The sequence below is a fragment of the Candidatus Endomicrobiellum cubanum genome (assembly GCF_031278955.1).
Classification (GTDB): domain Bacteria; phylum Elusimicrobiota; class Endomicrobiia; order Endomicrobiales; family Endomicrobiaceae; genus Endomicrobiellum; species Endomicrobiellum cubanum.
On sequence record NZ_JAITJM010000042.1, the window covers coordinates 13962 to 32807 of the forward strand.

The following is an 18846-nucleotide window of genomic DNA, read 5'->3' on the forward strand; positions in this document are numbered from 1 at the left end:
GGAAATCAGATTGAACAAATATAATAAAAATTTGTTTAGATTACAATTAGTATCTATATACTTTTTTACTCTAATTGCTGTTTTTTTTGTGTTTAGAGTTGCTTTGTTTTGTTTAAACTATGAATTTTTCAGTCAGTTATCTAAGACTAAAGTTCTGTATTCTTTTTTGCACGGGCTTAGGTTTGATGTTTTTGTAATTTCTGTATTGTGTGGGATTTTTTTATTTTTAATAAACGTACCTATAAGATCTAAAATATTTTTAAAGATTAATTGTACATTTCTTAATATTTCTGTTCTAATTGTTGCCTTATTACTAACTGGAGATGTAATTAATTTCAAATTTTTTAACAAACATTTAACCACAGAAGTTTTATTAGCCAAAAATCATGTTAGTTACTTTTTTAGTTTAGCTTTTAAAGATTATCTTTTTGTTACCTTAACAATTATATTATTTTTTTGTTTTTTATTTTACTTTTCGTTTAAATATATAGATAAAAATTATCATTCATTTACAAAAAATATTGCTTTAGAAGTATTTATATCTTTTTTAATAGGCTTTATCCTTATTGTTTTTGCTAGAGGAGGTTTTCAAGATAGGATTCTTTCTATTATAGACGCTTATTATCAAAATAAAGTTTCTGGAGAGCTGCAATTAAATGGTGTTTTTACTTCTTTAAAAAGTATAAGCGCTCAAATTTTACCAAATGATATAAATATTTCTTATCAAGATGCACTTTCTGTTTTAAGGGATAATCTTTTAGATAAAAATGAAGAGATTTTTGTAGATAAGAATAAGAAATATCCTTTAATGAGGCAAAGAATCAAGTTTAATGTCAATGGTCAAGGATATAATTTAGTAATTGTCTTGCTTGAGAGTTGGCAAAAAGATTACATAGACTCATTTGCTGGAACAAATTATGATGTTACTCCTAATTTTGACAAGATTGCTAAAGAATCAATAATTTTTGACAAATTTTATGCTAATGGGCAAAGAAGTATAATGGGATTAATGTCTGTTTTTTTAAGTGTTCCTTATGTAAAAGGCATGGTATATTTTGGCGATGGTCTTGAAAATTGTGGGCAAATGAGGCTGCCTGTTATGTTAGCGAAAAATGGATATGATAACATATTTGTTCAGGGAGATAAAAGAGAGTCGGATAATGCTATAGCAATAGCAAATTACTTAGGTTTTAAGGAAGCTTATGGTAAACAAGACATTCCACTTTACCATAATTATTTAAAAATAAATAAGGGTTATGATATAGAAGGCATGGATTTTTTCTTTAAAAAAATTAAAAAATTAAAAAGTCCTTTTTTGGCATTTTACTTTACTACAACTACACATATACCTTATGCAAAAACAATTTTAAAATCTCTTGAAAAGTATCAACAAGACGGTACAGAAAAAACTGGATATTTAAACAGGCTCTATTACTCTGACTATGCGTTAGGTGAGTTTTTTAAAAAAGCAAAAAAAGAGCAATGGTTTGATAAAACAATTTTTATAATGCTTTCTGATCACCAAGCTTATGGTGTTGGTGGTCTAAATGGTGTTTTTGAAAAAACTAAAGTAGGCAAGACGTTTAAAATTCCAGCAATAATATACTGTCCAAAATTGTTTAAAGCTCAAAGAAATATTGAACTTGCAAGTCAAGTTGATATAGTTCCTACAATAATTGATATATTAAACATAAGAACTCCATATTCTTCTTTAGGTAAAAGTCTATTTTCTAAAACAAAAAGTAGGTTTATTTTTCTTTCTTATGAGGGAGAACAAATTTATTTGATAAATAATAATGGTGTTTTCAGTTACGATTGGAAAGATTACAAGAACCATTCTTTTAAAAGAGATGAACTTACAAGAGATGAGCTATTGTTGTTTTCAATAGAAAAAGTAATTTATAGTTTAATGTCAGAAGATAGGTGGTACGATAGTAAAATTTTGAATTAAATTTATAGAGAGTTTAATTTTATGAAAAATTTTATCTTTTTGCCTGCCATTTTTTTATTTGTTTTTATTCCAAAAGATTTAGAAGCTTTTTCTAGTAATTTAAATTACCAAATTATCAAATATAATAATTTTTTAATGTCATATGATTGTTTTTACGTAGATAGTATCATTTATCCTTTTTGTACTAAGATGTCTTCTGGCAGCGATCAAAATTATATAGAAGTTACAAATTTGTATTTTGAAGATTTTGATTATGAACCTAATTTAGAATTTCAACTTTTGACCCCACAACATCAAAAAGATGCTATTTCTATCTATGATGAAGAAGATGTTGTTTTTAGAGTAGTACATAATGACGTAGTAAACAATGCTCCTCAAGAAAGTTACCCTAGAATTTTATTAAAATTTCCTGATTCTTCAACTAAAACGTATACAATGAACAAAAACGATGCCATAGATAAATATAAAGCTTCATATACTTACACTTTAAAGTTAGATAAAGGTACTTATGAATATAAGTATATAACTACAAACAAGTATGAGAATAATTTATTTGAAGTTAAAGGTGATTGGCATGTTACTTCTAGGCCTTACAATTTTATAAAAAGAACACCTCATTCTATGTTTGAAGAAATGCCAGACAATGTCTGTTTTTCTTGGGATATAGCCAGTGATGAGAAAGATGACAAACTGTCTTATGAGTTGTATCTAGGGTTTGAATCAAAAAAATCAGAACTTAAAAAAGTTGAACAATGTCCATGCATTAACTGTTTGTCACATAGCGTATCTAAACTACAGCATAAGAAAAAATATTATTGGTATATGGTTGTAAAAAATAAATTTGGAGTACCTCTTGAGACCGAGATGTTTTCCTTTTTTACAGGAGGCTTAGTAGACAAATTTTATAATGCGCCTAACCCATTTAATCCTTCTATAGGTACAGTAACTGATTTTGTTTTTCCTATGTACTATGACGGAAATGCACAAATAAAAATTTATTCTGAATTCGGTGATCTTGTTTGGGAATCAGATAAATCGTTTTTTGATGGGAATACTACTGGCAATATAAAATATGATGGAAGAGACAATTCCGGTAGATTGCTTTATAATGGTAGTTATATTGCAATTTTGACTAAAAAGTACGGTGATAAAACGGAAATTGAACGGTGCAGAATACTTATAATAAAATAATATTAGTTTTTCTGTTACTCCTATTAATATTTCAAACAGAAGAAATATATGGATATTCTGGCAGAAGAAAACATTTTTTATCTCATGGCCCAAGCGTTGCTGCTTTTGGTGCAGGGGAAACTGTTTTTTGTGCTTATAAAGATCCGTCAGTTTTGCAGTATAATCCAGCTTTGATGTCTTTGTTTACTACAAATGCAGTGTCGGTATCTAGATTTAACTTGTTTGAAGGTTCTTCTTATAATTGCGCAGCACTTGCTTTTGGATTGGGTAAAAATTTTTTTTTGGGACTTTCTATGGCTAATTTAGCCAGTGGAAATATTGAGATAAGAGAAAATATTTACGTTTTAGAAAAAGTTATTTCTGTAAATAGCTGGAATAACACTATTGCTTTTTCAGGACTTATAGAAAAATTTGCTGTTATGTATGGATTAAACATAAAATATATATATTTTGATATGTATCTAAAAAAAGGAGCAACATATTCGTGTGATTTTGGTCTTGCAAAGGAAATATCTTTAAAATATGACATAAAAATGAAAACTGCTTTTTCTATACAAAATTTTATTTCACAAAGATTTAAACTTGATTCCACATTTGACGCAATTCCTTTAATTTTTAGATTCAGTTCTACTTTTGTTTTACCAACATATTATAGATTTACTTCGAAAGATACTTGTAATATTTATGCAGATGTAAAGTACGAAGATTCTTTTGGGGACTTGTGTGTAGGGTTATCTTATATTTTTGCAGAAAAATATTCTTTGCGTACAGGTTATTATAACAGACATATCACATTTGGAGCGGGCGCTGATTTTTATATGCTTACGATGGATTATGCTGCAGATTTTAGTGAGATAGATTTAATAAATAGGTTTATGTTAACGTATAGATGGGGTCAAAAAAGTGAGACTTTATTGTTAAGAGAAGCTAAAAAAGCACTAAATGAGGAAAAGTACTCTTTAAAGCTTGCTCAAGAAGAATTTAAAAAAGCAAAAGAATTATACAATAAAAAAGAATATTTAAAAGCTACAGATAAACTTTCAAAAATTATTGTTTCGTATCCAAATTTTGAATCATCAAATCATTTCTATAATAAAATTGTTGTACAGATGAAAAATGATACCAAAGATAAAAATCTTAATTTTGGTGACAAATATTACGCTAAAGCTTATATTGAATACTATAATGCAAATTATAAGAAGGCTTTAGAAGAATGGACAAAATATATAGCATTTGGTGGTGGTAATCTTGAGGTTTTTGAATATAAAAATAAAATAGATAGTATTTTAAAATTAAAAGAACTCGAGGAACGAGAAAAACAATTAACTTTTAGAGCCAAAGAACTTTTGCAAGAAGGAATAGATTCCTATAATTTAAAAAAGTGGATAAACTGTATAAAGAAAATGGAATCTCTTGAAAAATTAACAAGTGATAATAATTTTTCAAAATCATTAGAATTCTATAGTAAAGCAAAAGATTATATAAACAGATGTATTATTGAGTTATCAGAGAGTATGTCACCAGAAAATGTAAATAGAAAAGATTTTCTAAAAGATGAATTTAAGTATGACGAAATTACTGCAGATGAAAAATATAGAGAAGGACTTGTTTTGTATGCTCAAGGGAAGTACTATCAGGCAAGTAGAATGTGGGAGCTTGCTTTAAGACTAAATCCAGATCATAAAAAGGCAAAAATTGCTTTAAATAAAATTAAAAAAAATAAACTAGAGTAATTTTAAATGAAACTCTTTAGAAGAATCAATTTTTTTATTTTTACATTTGGTCTGTTGATTACTTTAATATATGTAGAAAATTTTGAAGCAGTTGAAAATGATTGCTCTGTACTGGGACTTGAGAAAGATGAAATTTACAGTGAATTTGATAAATATAATATGTTTAAAAATATTGATGCTGTTGAACCATCCGGAGCGATAATATCTCAAGAATATTTTTCACGTCATAATGAGATTAAACTGCTAGAATCTGCTCAAGAAATTGCAGGTCAAGAAATTCTAAAATACTTAGAAGATAAAAAAAACGATAATATAAAATATTCACAAAATAATTGGTTGCAAAAAGATATTGTTATTTCTGGAACAAGTACGGTTTTTACTTCATCTACCTCTTTATCTAAAATAAAATTGCCATTTCAGTCTAGTTTGTCAATTACAGGAAGAAAGTTGATGGGTTTTAATTACACCCAGAGACTGTATGATAGTCAAGAGGATGGGAAACGACAAAATTCATCATCTTTTAAAATGGAACAAGAGATGCAGATGAGAATTTTAGGGGATGTCGGAGATAGATTTACTGTTAATATTGATTATGATGATAAAGCAGAAAAAAAAGATATATCTTTAATTTATAATGGAAAACCAGGAGAATTTATACAACAAGCTGCATTTGGAGATATTGAAGTATCGTTGCCTACGACAGAATTTACAGGGTATAGTAAAGAGCTGTTTGGGTTAAAGGTCGATACTCGTTATAAAAATTTAGGAGTCAATGCTTTTTTTAGTAAAACTAAAGGTCTTTCTGAGGTAAAACGCTTTGTAGGAAATACTCAGTTAGAGAGGAAATTGATACCAGATACTGCTTATATAAAGTTAAAATATTATTCTCTTTTAAAAAGTAATGAAACTCGGAAAATAAAAAATGGTACAGTTAAAGTATATGTTGCTTACCAAAAATTAAATCCAAAATATAATTTTGCTATTGACTCAAATGTACTTCTTTATGATTTAAATACTACTCCTGGATTTTCTTATAAAGGGAATTTTGTTCTTTTGGTTGCAGGGCAAGATTTTACTATTGACTATAATACTGGTGTACTTGCTTTTAAAAATTCCATATCTAAAGGCGATGTTGCAGCTGTAAGTTATGATTTTGAAGACGGTACACCTCTCTCAAACAATCCTTTAATTATTAAAGATATTAATGATAGTCAAAATATTACTACAGAAATTAAAACTTTTTATAATTTAGGTAATTTAAAAATAATAAGAGATAATGGAAGAGGTAATTTTTTACTTACAATTAAAGATTTAAATGGCAGTACTCCTAGCATTATTGATGGTGGAAAAAATGTACCAATATATCCTCCAAAACCTGGATATGCTGCAAACATAGATGTTGATTTTGAGAACGGTATTTTTAAGTTACCTGAAACTTTACATGATTCTTTGTATTTAACTAATGACCATAAATATAATTTTGAGACGGAATATCAGTACACTGTTAAGATAGTAATGTTACGACCAAACATTGTTCCAAGTTCAGAAAAAATAGTTGTTGATGGTGTTACTTTAAACCCTTCTATAGATTATATATTAGATTACGATTTAGGCATTTTAACAATAAAGAACGAAAATATAATTAAAGAAAATTCTGTAATAGATGTGTCTTATGATTATTCTTTATTGGGTGCTCAGGCAGAGAGTATGCTTCTAGGCGTTAGCAGTAAATTAAACTTAACTGAAAATATTTCTATTGGTGCAGGTATGATACATAATTTTATGACTAAGAGTACAGTTTTGCCAGATATAAGAAATACACCTACAAGCCTTAGTGTTGGTGAAGGTGACTTAAAAATTGACAAACTAGATATAGACACGTTAAACATGCAGCTTAATTTAAATGCAGAATATGCTTTAAGTTCTTATAATGAAAATACTATAGGTAAAGCTTTAATAGATTCTATGGATAATTCTGTTAGAGAAGATTCAATTAATATTTTGGAAGATAATTGGTTTCACAGTGCAGATAAGTATCCTACGACAAGGAGAATGTTAAGTGATTTGTCTTGGAATAGCTATGAAATTGATATAAAAGACATAGATCCTGCTTTGGAGTTCGCTGATGGACAGAAACAATTGGTTTTAGAATTAAATTACGATGTTAGATATAGAAGTCAGATAGCTTTTGCTCAAAAAATTTGTCAAAATTGGGATGGTTTAGATTTTTCTAAAAAACTATATCTTGAAGTATGGATAAAAGATAATAATTCTAATTTGCACGAAATGGTAATAGATTGTGCTTCATGTATTAATGAAGATTCAGATGGTTGTGGAGTTTTAGATACTGAAGATATAGATGGGACAGGTATTTTAAGTCCATGGAAAGATGTGGGGAGAAAATTTCATAATGTTGACGGTACAGTATCCTTAATAGGTGCACATAACGGGAAACTTGATACAGAAGATCTCAATGGGAATGGTGTCTTAGATACTTTAGAAGATATAGCTGGGAGCTATAGTCTCTTGAGTTCAAGTGTTACAGTGATTAAGCAAAATATTAATGGTTGGAAGCAAATCAGGATACCTTTAGATATAAATGATGCTAATAGGACAAATTGGAAAAATATAAGAATTTTACGTATTAGAATGAGACAAACAAATGTTGGAGGTGATATTGGTAAAATTGTTATAGGTAAAATTTCTATAGTTGGAAACAAATGGGAAAAGATAGGTCTTAATGCTGATAACTTTAGTATTTCTTCCATAGGTAGATATGATCCAACATATAAATCAATTTTAACTAGTAAATATTATTTAGATTTATACGGAATAAATGAGCAAGTTAAAAAAGAAGAAAATGCTTTAAAGTTTTCTTATAACATGTTTATTACTAATGTTCCTTTACTTGCAAAGGCAGTTTATACTGGTAATGCTTTAGATATATCTAAATATGACAGCATTTGTTTTATGGTTTATGCAAAACCAGCAGCTGGTTTTGCTCAAGCAGGGGATGAAATAATATTTAGAGCTTGTGGAAATGATGGCAACTACTTTGAATATAAAACTATAGTTAGTGATGATGTAACATGGCAAGATTGGAAAATCATTAGAATTAATCAGTCAGGTTTTGGGAAAAATGCTTTATGGACAAGTTCTGACCCTCAAGGACAAATAACAGTTGTGGGAAATCCATCGTTAAATAGAATTTGTCAGTTTGTATTGGGTGTTAAGTCAAACTCTGTAGGAGAGGAGCATCAAATTTGGTTTAAAGAGTTACATGCTGTTGGCAATAAACAAGTTGTAGGCAGAGCATATAAAACGGCTGGTGATATTAAATGGAATGGGACATCTAGTTTAGGTGCAATTTCTGTTGGAGGATCTAAAAAGTCTATAAATAGAGATTTTCAAAATATTGTAGCGGGAGTATATAATAGAGATTTACTCGAAGAAGATGCTTATATTAGCTTAGGAGGATTTTGCCCTACAGAAGATATAAGTATTTTTCCTATCAAAACTGGTATTTCAAGGGCTTGTATAATAACGCCTGAAGTTATAGAAAACAAATCTAACTTAATTTCTTTAAACGAAGAGGGGCGAGTAATAACGTATACAGGTTATACTCAAACTAATTTAAACTTAGGTACAAATCTACCACAAATATCTGCAAAATATATAAGATCCATAATAGACACGTCTAAAATTAGTCGTTTAGAGGATAGAGAAACTTTAGCAGGTAATATAATTTATAACAACCCTATTAGAGTTTTTTTATTACCTACAAATATTAATGCTGATGTAAAAGCGATAAACTCTTATTATAAAGTTTATCCCTCAACTCCTATACTAGAGTCAGACTCTTTTCTAGGTTTAGATAAAATAAATGATTACTTAAATATTAATAAATATCATACATTGGAACAGTCTAATCTTTTTGCTTTTAGACTTCCTTTTAAATTTTTTGATGGAATAACTTTTTTGCCAGCTTATTCGCTGAATATGGCAAAGGAAAAAAATAATGATTTTGTTGAGGAGATTGAATATGATAAAACCTTAAATCAAACTGCAGGAGCAAGTTTAGTTTTAGGATTAGCAAATTGGTTTAGTCCGTCTTGTATATATAGTATTACCACAAAAGAAAATTACGATATAAGTTTAAGTACATCTGAAGCAACTTTAACAATACCTGGCCAAAAAAAATATATAGAAAGGAATGGAGTTGGAGAAATTTCCTGGAACTTAAACGCTTGTGATATTATAAATTTGCTTTTGTTCAAAAGTTTAACTTTTTCGACATACTATAGATTACAGGATTCTGATTCCTATGATAAAGTAAATAAAGATTTTAAATCTATAGGCTTTTCTATGGACAGATTATGGGTAAGAGACAATCTTTTAATGGATTTAGAACCTTTCTATTCTAGTAACTCGTATATTGTTAAAACAATTTTAAATAAAGATGATATTCGTTTTTCTGGTAGATACATGCCTTTTGAAATTTTTTCTTTTAAAGGATATTTTTTGCCATTAAATACCTTTACTACTAATTGTACTTATACACAGGGAAATGAAAATTCATATGATAAGGGAACACGTAAAACTATATGTTCTTTGACTTGGCCTGATATTCTTATAGGAATATCCAAAACGGAAGAATTATTTTTTTGTACAGATTTTTTAAGTGATACACAATTAAATGCTAAATATAAAAATAAACAAATGACAACTTATGGAATTGCATATTCAGATAGTCTTTTATATGGTTTAGAATATAGATTCAAGTTTATAAAGATTCTTGATCTGTATGTAGGTTTAGATAATACAGATTCCAAAGAGAATGATTATATTACTTATACTACTCTTTATAATGGCAATGCTCAAAAATATGCTTGCCAAGGTGCGTTTGGCATAGGTAAATGGCGGTTTTCTATAAGATATGAAAATGAATGTAATTGGAAAAAAAATGCTTCTGGAAAGTACGTTTCTAATATTCAAAAAAATACTTATTTAGGACAAATAAATCTAGATACTTTATTCCCTTCAGGTGTAAAAATACCAATCATAAAAATCTTCGTTCCTCTTAGAAATAGAATTATTTTTACATCTAATCTTAAGTATATAGACCAACAGTCTCAAGTGAATATAGAAAGAGATAATAGTACAAATTTCGGCGCCTCGTTAAATACAGATTATGAAGTATCCAAATATTTTAGATTTATTTTTGGGCTTATTTGGGATAGGTTCGAGTTTCGATATAATAAGAAATTAAATTATCAAGATATTTCTGCATTAAGTAAATTAACTTTTCAATTTTAAGATTTTAAAATGATGAAAAAAATATTTTTAAAAGTTATTAATTTAATATATCCTCTCACTTGTTCTTTATGTGGTAGAGATTTAAGTGCTGTTTACAAATATAGGATTTGCAATAACTGTAAAGAATCTTTAAATAAAATAAAAAATAATGTGTGTGAGAAGTGCGGCATTCCTTTAGACTCTGGAGGAAATTTGTGCTATGCATGTAAAAAAGATTTAAAAATATATAAATTCGATAAGTTAAGATCAGTTTATCTATATAAGGGGCATTTAAGAAAATTAATTTTAAAATTTAAATATTCAAAGAGAACTTTTTTATATAAAGATTTTGCTTTTGAAATGAGTAAATTAATACAAGAATATGAATTTTTTAAAAACTCAGATTTTATTATACCTGTTCCCTTAAACATTTTAAGAAAAATAAAAAGAGGGTATAACCAAGCGGAACTTTTGGCCGAAGGTGTTTCTATTCAAAGTGGAATACCTATGTTAACAAATATTCTGTTTAGAAAAAAAGTTACAAAACCTCAATTTAGATTATCTAAATTTGAAAGAGTAAAAAATATACAGAATTCTTTTGTAGTAAAAAATAAGAGTGCAATAAAAGATAGGACAATTTTATTGATTGATGATATAGCTACTACTTGTTCGACTATATCTGTTTGTGCTAATGTTTTAAAAGATAGTGGGGCAAAAAATGTTTTCGTCTTAACACTTGCTAGAGATTAAACTAAATAAAGGCTATATGGTTGTAAATTTGACAAGTCATGAACTTTTTATTATAATATTCTATATATAACATAGTCGCGGGGTGGAGCAGCTCGGTAGCTCGTCAGGCTCATAACCTGAAGGTCGCAGGTTCAAATCCTGCCCCCGCAATAATATTAAAACGACATTTAAAAGTCGTTTTTTTTTGTTGTTAAAATTTCTTTTTGATATAATTGGTGTATCTATGATACTAGATGATTTAAGAAATACTGATTTCTATTTTAGTTTCAACTCTACAATCAAAGAGGCTTTAGATTTCATCAAGGGAAACCTTTCTACTTTTGAAGAGAAACGTTATGATATAAATGAACATATGTTTGCTGTTGTAGAAACGTCTTTTCCTAAGCCTGCTCTTGAACAAAAACTTGAGACTCATAAAAAATATGTTGATATTCAATACGTTATTGAGGGTTGTGATATTATAGGCTGGAAAAATCTTTTAAATTGTCGAAAACTTTATAGAGACTACCAGTTATCAAGAGATATTGCTTTTTATGATGATAAACCTGATTTTAACATAGTTTTAAATCAAGGGAGTTTTGCAGTATTTTTCCCTCAAGATGCACATGTACCTTTGTGTTCAAAATTACTAGTGAAAAAATGTATAGTAAAAATTGCAGTTGAAAAGCTTGTCTCTGTTTTGGAGGACCAAAAATGATAATTGGTTTGACGGGTTCTTATTGTTCAGGAAAAGACACGGTAGCTGAATATATTTCACAAAAACATGGATACATTCATTTTTCTTTGTCGGACGTTATAAGAGAGACGATGCAGGAAAATGCTATAGAATTAACTAGACAAAACTTGATAGTTTTTGGAACAAATTTAAGAAAAGAAAATGGGAATGGAATACTTGCAAAAAAAGTGTTAGATAAGATTGATTTGTATGGTAAATATTGCGTGACTTCTATAAGGCACCCAGAAGAGGTTAATGAGTTAAGGGAGAGAAAAGATTTTGTGTTGGTGAATGTAGATGCACCCCAAAAGGTTCGTTTTGAAAGAATGCAAAAAAGGAAAAGATGTGGAGACCCTCAGACTTTAGAAAAATTTATTGAGCTTGAAAAACAAGAATCTCAAAGTGATGGTTCTGGACAACAGCTTATAAAAACAGCAAAACTGGCAGACATCACAATTATTAATGATTCCGATGATATGCACACACTTGAGAGTAGAGTAGATGAATTATTAAAAAATATTAATGATAAATGAAATTTATGATGTTTGTATAATAGGTGCAGGCCCGTCAGGGATGATGGCAGCAATTCAAGCTGGTCAAAGAGGATTAAATATTATAGTTTTAGAGAAAAAATCTAGTCCTGGTATAAAACTTTCAATTAGTGGTAAGGGCAGGTGCAATATTACAAATAGTGCTTCAGTTAGAGAGTTTGTTGAGTTGTTTTATAATGGAAAGTTTTTATACTCGTCTTTTCATACATTTTCAAATATTGATACTGTTTCGTTTTTTGAAAGATTGAATGTTCCTTGTAAACTTGAAAGAGGAGGCAGGTACTTTCCTGTAAGTGATAAAGCTTGTGATATAGTTAATGCTTTAATAAGAAACACAAAACAGTTTGCAAAAATTATTTCTTCTTTTGATGTAAAATCAGTTAAACAAAGAAACGACTGTATATTTTGTATAAGTGGTAAATTTAATATAATATATGCGAAGAATTTAATAATTGCTTCAGGTGGGATGTCTTATCCCGGTACAGGTTCTATTGGCGATGGTTATAAATTTGCTGAATTTTTTGGACATTCTATAAAAAAACCTGTTGCAGCGCTTGTCCCAATAGTTTTAGAATCTAAATATTTATATGAATTGAAAAGTTTAAAGTTAAAAAATATTGAAGTTTCTTTAGAAGTATGTGGCAGGATTATTTTTAAAGAGTTTGGCGAAATGGAATTTACAAGTTTCGGAGCTGATGGACCTGTAATTTTGGCTTTAAGTAGTTTAGTGTCTGAAAATATTAAAAGTAATGATATATATTTAAAAATAAATTTAAAACCAGCCATTACTAAAGAATGTCTTAATGCTAGATTACTTAAAGAAATTGATAAATTTGGGCAATATCAAGTAAAAGGTATGCTCAAAGAATTTTTACCGAAGCAATTAATAAAATCTTTTTTAAATTATTGTAATGTCAGTATAATTAAAAAGTGTGCACAATTAACTAAGTTCGATAGAGAAAAGTTACTAAAAGCTTTTTTTGAAATGAAATTTAAAGTCTTAAAAACGAAAGATATAAAAGATGCTATAGTAACAAGAGGAGGAGTGGTAACAGATGAAATAAATCAAAAGACCATGGAATCTAAACTTGTAAGAGGTTTATATTTTTGTGGAGAAGTTATAGATGTAGATGCTCCTACAGGAGGGTTTAATCTACAAGCTGCTTTTTCAACAGGATTTGTTGCCGGGATAAATGTGTAATTGTTTTAAATAAAATTTAGCTAAAAACTACGACTCTATAAATATTAGCTGGTAGTGTTATTACAATTATTAATTTGTTAATATTGACTGAAAGATTTAATTTTTATATATTCACCCTGCTCATTAATTAATGGTGCGGTACCCAAGCGGTAAGGGAGCAGTCTGCAAAACTGTTATTCGTCGGTTCGATTCCGGCCCGCACCTTTTTTTATATCCTCTTTGTATTAAGTCAATATGTTGCCCGGTTAGCTCAGTTGGTTAGAGTACTTCCTTGACATGGAAGTGGTCAGAAGTTCGAGTCTTCTACCGGGCATGTTTCTGAGGTAGGCAGCATAATGAAAAAAAAATTAAACTCGAAAGTATCAAAGCAATCTAAAGTACCTTTATTTGATGTCTTGTTAGCTCATGCTAAAAGAGATGTTACATCTTTTCATTGTCCAGGTCATAAAAATGGAAGAAGTATAGATGCAAGTTTAAAAAATTATATTGGAGAAGATATTTTTAAATTTGATGTTACAGTTTTTGATGAAGTAGATTCTTTACATGATCCAGTTGGCCCCATAAAAAAAGCTCAAGAACTCATGTCAGAGGCTTATGGAGTAAAACATTCTTTATTTTTAGTAAATGGTACTTCAGTTGGGAATATGGCGATGTTTCTTGCTGCTTGTGATTCCGGGGATTCAATAATAGTTTCAAGAAGTTCTCATAAGTCGATAATGGCAGGTATTGTAATGTCTGGTGTTTGGCCTATTTGGATACAGCCTAAGATAGACCAAGATCTAGATTTGATTTTTAGTACAACTTATGACCAAATAAAAGAAGCTTTAGATAAATATCCTGAAGCTAAAGCTGTTTTTGTTACAAGTCCGACATATAATGGTGTAGTTACTAACCTGAGAAAGATTGTAGATTTATGCCATAAAAGAGGTAAAATTGTTCTTGTAGATGAAGCTCATGGAGCGCATTTGCATTTTAATGACAATTTGCCAGAGTCTGCTGTTGATGCAGGTGCAGATTTGTGTGTTCAGTCTACACATAAAACATTATCTGCTATATCCCAAGGGTCTGTTCTTCATTTCAATTCAAAACTTGTTGATATAAATAGAGTAAAAAAAGTAGTGTCAATGTTACAAACTACAAGCCCAAATTATTTAACGCTTGCAAGTCTTGATTTAGCAAGAAGACAGGTTTTCTTACATGGAAGGGGAAATTTTGATAGAGTTATAAAAGCTGCAAGATGGGGAAGAATGTATATAAATAATAATATTGACTCTATGAAATGTTTTACTCGCAAAGAAATGCAAAATTTAAATTTTGACTTAGATGAAACAAAACTTACAGTTAATGTAACTAAAACTGGTCTTTCAGGTTATGAAATAGAAGAAATACTTGCTAGAGAGTACAATATTCAGCTTGATTATGCAGATTTGTTTAATTTGGTAGCTATTATGGGAGAAGGTTCAAGTAAAGAGGATGTAGAAACTTTTGTAAGAGCTCTTGAAAGTATAAACAAAAAGTATCATGGGAAGCAGAAGAACTGGATACTTAAAATTCCGTCACTTGCTACAGAAATGGTTATGAAACCTAGAGAAGTATTTCTTTCAAATAGTACAAAAAAAGTTAGTTTAAAAAAAGCCGTTGGCCATGTTGCCGCGCAAACACTTACCCCGTATCCTCCTGGCATACCAGTGGTAATACCTGGAGAGCGAATTACAAAAGAAATATGTGATTATCTCATAAATATATCTTCAAAAGATATAAGAATTAGTGGGCAAGAAACTGAAAAACTAAAAATGGTCAAAGTTTTTACAAATTAAATGGAGAAAACTATGAATAAGAAAGAATTGGCAAATTTTAAAAAAATTTTAATACAGAAAAAAGCGGAATTTTTAAATAAGACAAATAGTAATCAAAGAGAACTCGATGCTGATTTAGAAGTAAGTATTGGCGATGAGATAGATACTGCTACTCACAATAGTGAAAAAGAAATGTTTTTTGAACTTGTAGCAAATGACAGAATAACTTTAAATGCTATAAACGATGCTTTAGTAAAAATTGAAAAAGGTAGTTATGGTCTTTGTGAGTGTTGTAATGGTGCTATACTTTTAGAAAGATTAGAAGCAATACCATGGACAAGATACTGTATTAAGTGTCAAGAGGAAGCTGAAAACACTAAGAGGTGAAAGTGATATTAAATTTTTGGGACAAGTTTGTTTCAAGAGATTTTGCTTTATGGATAAAGAGTCTGTCTTTATTCATTATTATTTTATCTTTAGGCATTTTTTTTAGTAAGTATTCTATTAGTTTTATAAAAAAGTTTTTAGAAAAGTTTAAAATAGTTATTTATGATGAAATATTCACTATTTCAAAAAGTTATATATATTTTTGGATTTTACTTACAGCTCTATATTTTGCGTTTATAACTTCTCCTATAAATACTAAAAACACAATTCTGTTAAAGATTTTTTACATGTTATTTGCGTTTTCAATAGTTCTTCTAGTAGCATCTCTTATTTCAAATTTCTTTAAAAAATCAGTTCATGAAAAAATTGGTACAAATATAATAAAGTTTATAGTAATTTTTATAGGCTTTGTGTTAGTGTTAAACCAAGTTGGAATAAAGTTAACTCCTATTTTAACAGCGTTAGGTATAGGATCTTTAGCTGTTGCTTTAGCACTTCAAGATACTCTTGCAAATTTTTTTGCTGGTATCAATATGTTGGCAAGTAAGCAAATTACAAGGAATGATTATATTAAACTTGATTCTGGACAAGAAGGTACAGTTTTAGAAGTTAATTGGAGAACGACTTTAATAAAAGAAATATCTAATACTGTAATTTCTATCCCAAATACTAAAATATCATCTTCAGTTATTACAAACTTTCATTTTCAACAAGCAGAAGTTACTGCTCGTGTAGATTGTGGAGTTGCTTATGGAAGTGATTTAGAATATGTTGAAAAAGTTGTAAAAAATGCTGTATTAGAGATAGTAAATAAATCACAAAATGCTATAAAGACATATATTCCTCTTGTTGTATTTACTAGTTTTGGAGATTTTGCTATAAATTTTTCTGTTTATTTTAGAGTAAAAGATGTTTATTCCAGATCTTCACTCCAAAGTGAAGTTTTAAAAAATATTTATAAAAAATTTACTGCAGAAAATATAGAAATTCCATTTCCTCAAAGAGTAGTAACAATCAATAAATAACATACGACTTTTAAGGAGTTTACAATGAAGTTTGTTTTAAGTTCAAAAATATTTAAAGCTACTGTGACAGAAGCTAACTTAGCTTATAAAGGAAGTATAACAATAGATACAGAACTTTGTGATAAAGCTGGTTTCTGGTTAGGGGAGAAAGTTTTAGTTGTTTCAAATACTTCTGGAGCAAGACTTGAAACTTATGTAATTCCAGGTAAACCAGGCTCTGGAGTTATATGTATAAATGGTGCAGCAGCTCACCTAATAAAAAAAGGTGAAGAAGTAATAATCATGGGTTTTACTCTTTCAGATACGCCTATTGAACCTAAAATTATTTTTGTAGATAAGAATAATAAAATTATAGATAGAAATGATTTTAACAATGTTTATGTAAAAACAGAAATTTAAATTCTATTTTTTATTTTGTCGGGGCGTGGCTCAGTTGGCTAGAGCACACGGTTCGGGACCGTGAGGTCGCTGGTTCAAATCCAGTCGCCCCGATTTAAAAAGGATATAAATAATGAATACAAAATTTGGTTCATTGGAGCTTTATTTTGATGCGATAAGAACAATAAAGCCTTTATCTCCTGAAGCTATAAAAGAGCTTTGGAATCTTTCAAGGACTGATAAAAAAGCTTTTGATAAGATAGTTGAACAAAATTATAAACTTGTTATACCTATAGCTAAAAGGTTTATGAAAAGTGGTATGGACATCATGGATTTGATAGAAGAGGGAAATATTGGTCTTATGAAAGCAGTAGAAAAATTTGATGTGACAAAAGGAGTAGCTTTTTCTACATATGCAGTTTATTGGATAGAACAGTACGTAAGAAAAGCTGTAGAAAATCAATTAAAAACAATAAGAATTCCTTCACATATTTGGGATGCTTTAAACCGTTGGATAAAGACAAAAATAATATTAAGAGGAGAATTGAATAGAGAACCAACAGATGATGATGTTGCCAAAAAATTGAAATTGAATAGAAAGCAAATTGATGATTTAAGGAGATTTTCGACGGTCTTTAATGGAACTTATTCACTGGAAATGCCTATGTCGGAAGATTCTAATATCCAGCTTAAAGATACAATTTCTGATGTTTCAGATAAATCTCCTGAGTCTGTTACAGAAATTATAAGAACTAGAGAAGATATTAGTATAGCATTGAACGATTTATCTGATAGAGAAAGAGAGATTATTCGCATGAGATTTGGACTTGGTGGAATAGATGTATTGTCTTTAGACGCTATTGGCGAGATTTTTCATATTTCAAGAGAGCGTGTTAGACAATTAGAACTTAGAGCTTTTAAAAAACTTAAAGGTATTCTTGAAAAATATAATTTTATTAGTCCGCAGGAGGCACAAAATATTAAACTTGATAGTAGAAGTGGTAAAGATAGACGTAAAGAAACTATACTTTCTCTTTATACTGATAAAAGATTTAATACTGAAAGAAGGTCACAGTGGATATAAGTGCTCAAGCAAAAAGTGTTATTAAGAGATATAAGGGATTTTCCAATACAGAGACTTGTTTTTAAAGACATAATGCCACTTTTTAGAAACATAAATCTTTTTAGAAATGTTATAGATGTTTTTTGATAATTTTTATCAAAACGTTAAAGTTGATAAAATTATAGGTATAGAATCTAGAGAGTTTATTGTTGTCATGCTTTTAGCATTAAAAATGAATATTCACTTTGTTCCTATTAGGAACCATTTAAAACAGTTAAATCTTCTTATTTTTTTGAGTACGGTGTTGCCACAATAGAAATACAAGAGGATTCAATTTCTGCTGGAGAAAATATTTTAATAGTTGATGATATTCTTGCAACAGATGGAACAGTTAACGCTTCAGTTAATCTTATTAAAACATTAAATGCTAATGTTATATCTTTAGCTTTTATTGCTGAACTTTTATATTTAAAAGGTAGACAAAAAATTTTAATAGGTGACCAAGTTGAAATTTTTTCTTTAGTTCAGTATTGCTTAGTTTACTATAAATTTTAATATTTTGATATAATATTGTCGTGCCCTGATAGCTCAACTGGATAGAGCAAATCCGTCCTAAGGATAAGGTTGGAGGTTCAACTCCTCTTCAGGGCGTGTTGTTATCATGTAAACTTATCTATATCACTAATAATGGAATATCATTCAAATACGATTTAGGAAACATTTTTAAAAAGTCACTTTTATCCTTAAATTCTTTTATATCATCTAAATATTTGTTAGTTACAAGGATATGTTTATCCTGTATGCCATTTA

Annotated in this window: 14 protein-coding genes and 5 tRNA genes; all 19 read left to right on the forward strand. The window is 29.0% G+C overall.

What is annotated here, in order from left to right; genetic code table 11:
- Nucleotides 1-10 precede the first annotated feature (10 nt).
- Nucleotides 11-1951, forward strand: coding sequence for an LTA synthase family protein (locus tag LBD57_RS03855; RefSeq protein ID WP_373470018.1), 1941 nt, complete (start codon nucleotides 11-13; stop codon nucleotides 1949-1951).
- A gap of 21 nt (nucleotides 1952-1972) precedes the next feature.
- A complete protein-coding gene (locus LBD57_RS03860; protein WP_373470019.1) occupies nucleotides 1973-3142 on the forward strand; it encodes a hypothetical protein in 1170 nt (389 codons plus the stop codon).
- A complete protein-coding gene (locus tag LBD57_RS03865; RefSeq protein ID WP_373470020.1) occupies nucleotides 3118-4875 on the forward strand; it encodes a hypothetical protein in 1758 nt (585 codons plus the stop codon). The genes LBD57_RS03860 and LBD57_RS03865 overlap by 25 nt, the downstream gene beginning before the upstream one ends.
- A gap of 6 nt (nucleotides 4876-4881) precedes the next feature.
- Nucleotides 4882-10191 (forward strand): hypothetical protein, encoded by a 5310-nt coding sequence (locus tag LBD57_RS03870; RefSeq protein WP_373470021.1) that lies wholly within the window; start codon nucleotides 4882-4884, stop codon nucleotides 10189-10191.
- A gap of 12 nt (nucleotides 10192-10203) precedes the next feature.
- Nucleotides 10204-10920, forward strand: a complete 717-nt coding sequence (locus tag LBD57_RS03875; protein ID WP_373470022.1) for a ComF family protein — start codon at nucleotides 10204-10206, stop codon at nucleotides 10918-10920.
- 76 nt (nucleotides 10921-10996) lie between these two features.
- Nucleotides 10997-11070: transfer RNA gene (locus tag LBD57_RS03880), tRNA-Met, on the forward strand.
- 73 nt (nucleotides 11071-11143) lie between these two features.
- Nucleotides 11144-11617 (forward strand): YhcH/YjgK/YiaL family protein, encoded by a 474-nt coding sequence (locus LBD57_RS03885; protein ID WP_373470023.1) that lies wholly within the window; start codon nucleotides 11144-11146, stop codon nucleotides 11615-11617.
- Nucleotides 11614-12168, forward strand: coding sequence for an AAA family ATPase (locus tag LBD57_RS03890; RefSeq protein ID WP_373470024.1), 555 nt, complete (start codon nucleotides 11614-11616; stop codon nucleotides 12166-12168). Before LBD57_RS03885 ends, LBD57_RS03890 begins: the two co-directional genes overlap by 4 nt.
- The gene (locus tag LBD57_RS03895) at nucleotides 12158-13387 is read left to right on the forward strand and encodes an NAD(P)/FAD-dependent oxidoreductase (RefSeq protein WP_373470025.1); all 1230 of its coding nucleotides are present in this window, start codon (nucleotides 12158-12160) and stop codon (nucleotides 13385-13387) included. The genes LBD57_RS03890 and LBD57_RS03895 overlap by 11 nt, the downstream gene beginning before the upstream one ends.
- Nucleotides 13388-13519: 132 nt before the next feature.
- Nucleotides 13520-13591, forward strand: a tRNA-Cys gene (locus LBD57_RS03900).
- A 35-nt stretch (nucleotides 13592-13626) separates the two neighbouring features.
- Nucleotides 13627-13700: transfer RNA gene (locus LBD57_RS03905), tRNA-Val, on the forward strand.
- Between the two features lie 22 nt (nucleotides 13701-13722).
- Nucleotides 13723-15204 (forward strand): aminotransferase class I/II-fold pyridoxal phosphate-dependent enzyme, encoded by a 1482-nt coding sequence (locus tag LBD57_RS03910; protein WP_373470026.1) that lies wholly within the window; start codon nucleotides 13723-13725, stop codon nucleotides 15202-15204.
- 12 nt (nucleotides 15205-15216) lie between these two features.
- The gene (locus LBD57_RS03915) at nucleotides 15217-15570 is read left to right on the forward strand and encodes a TraR/DksA family transcriptional regulator (RefSeq protein ID WP_373470027.1); all 354 of its coding nucleotides are present in this window, start codon (nucleotides 15217-15219) and stop codon (nucleotides 15568-15570) included.
- 2 nt (nucleotides 15571-15572) lie between these two features.
- Nucleotides 15573-16595 (forward strand): mechanosensitive ion channel family protein, encoded by a 1023-nt coding sequence (locus LBD57_RS03920; protein ID WP_373470028.1) that lies wholly within the window; start codon nucleotides 15573-15575, stop codon nucleotides 16593-16595.
- 24 nt (nucleotides 16596-16619) lie between these two features.
- Nucleotides 16620-16994 carry an aspartate 1-decarboxylase gene (gene panD / locus LBD57_RS03925; protein ID WP_373470029.1) on the forward strand — a complete coding sequence of 125 codons (375 nt, stop codon included), beginning with the start codon at nucleotides 16620-16622 and terminating at the stop codon, nucleotides 16992-16994.
- Nucleotides 16995-17013: 19 nt separating this feature from the next.
- Nucleotides 17014-17087, forward strand: a tRNA-Pro gene (locus LBD57_RS03930).
- A 19-nt stretch (nucleotides 17088-17106) separates the two neighbouring features.
- Nucleotides 17107-18057, forward strand: coding sequence for an RNA polymerase sigma factor RpoD/SigA (locus tag LBD57_RS03935; protein ID WP_373470030.1), 951 nt, complete (start codon nucleotides 17107-17109; stop codon nucleotides 18055-18057).
- A gap of 312 nt (nucleotides 18058-18369) precedes the next feature.
- Nucleotides 18370-18591, forward strand: a complete 222-nt coding sequence (locus LBD57_RS03940; protein ID WP_373470032.1) for a phosphoribosyltransferase family protein — start codon at nucleotides 18370-18372, stop codon at nucleotides 18589-18591.
- 22 nt (nucleotides 18592-18613) lie between these two features.
- Nucleotides 18614-18687: transfer RNA gene (locus LBD57_RS03945), tRNA-Arg, on the forward strand.
- Nucleotides 18688-18846 lie beyond the last annotated feature (159 nt).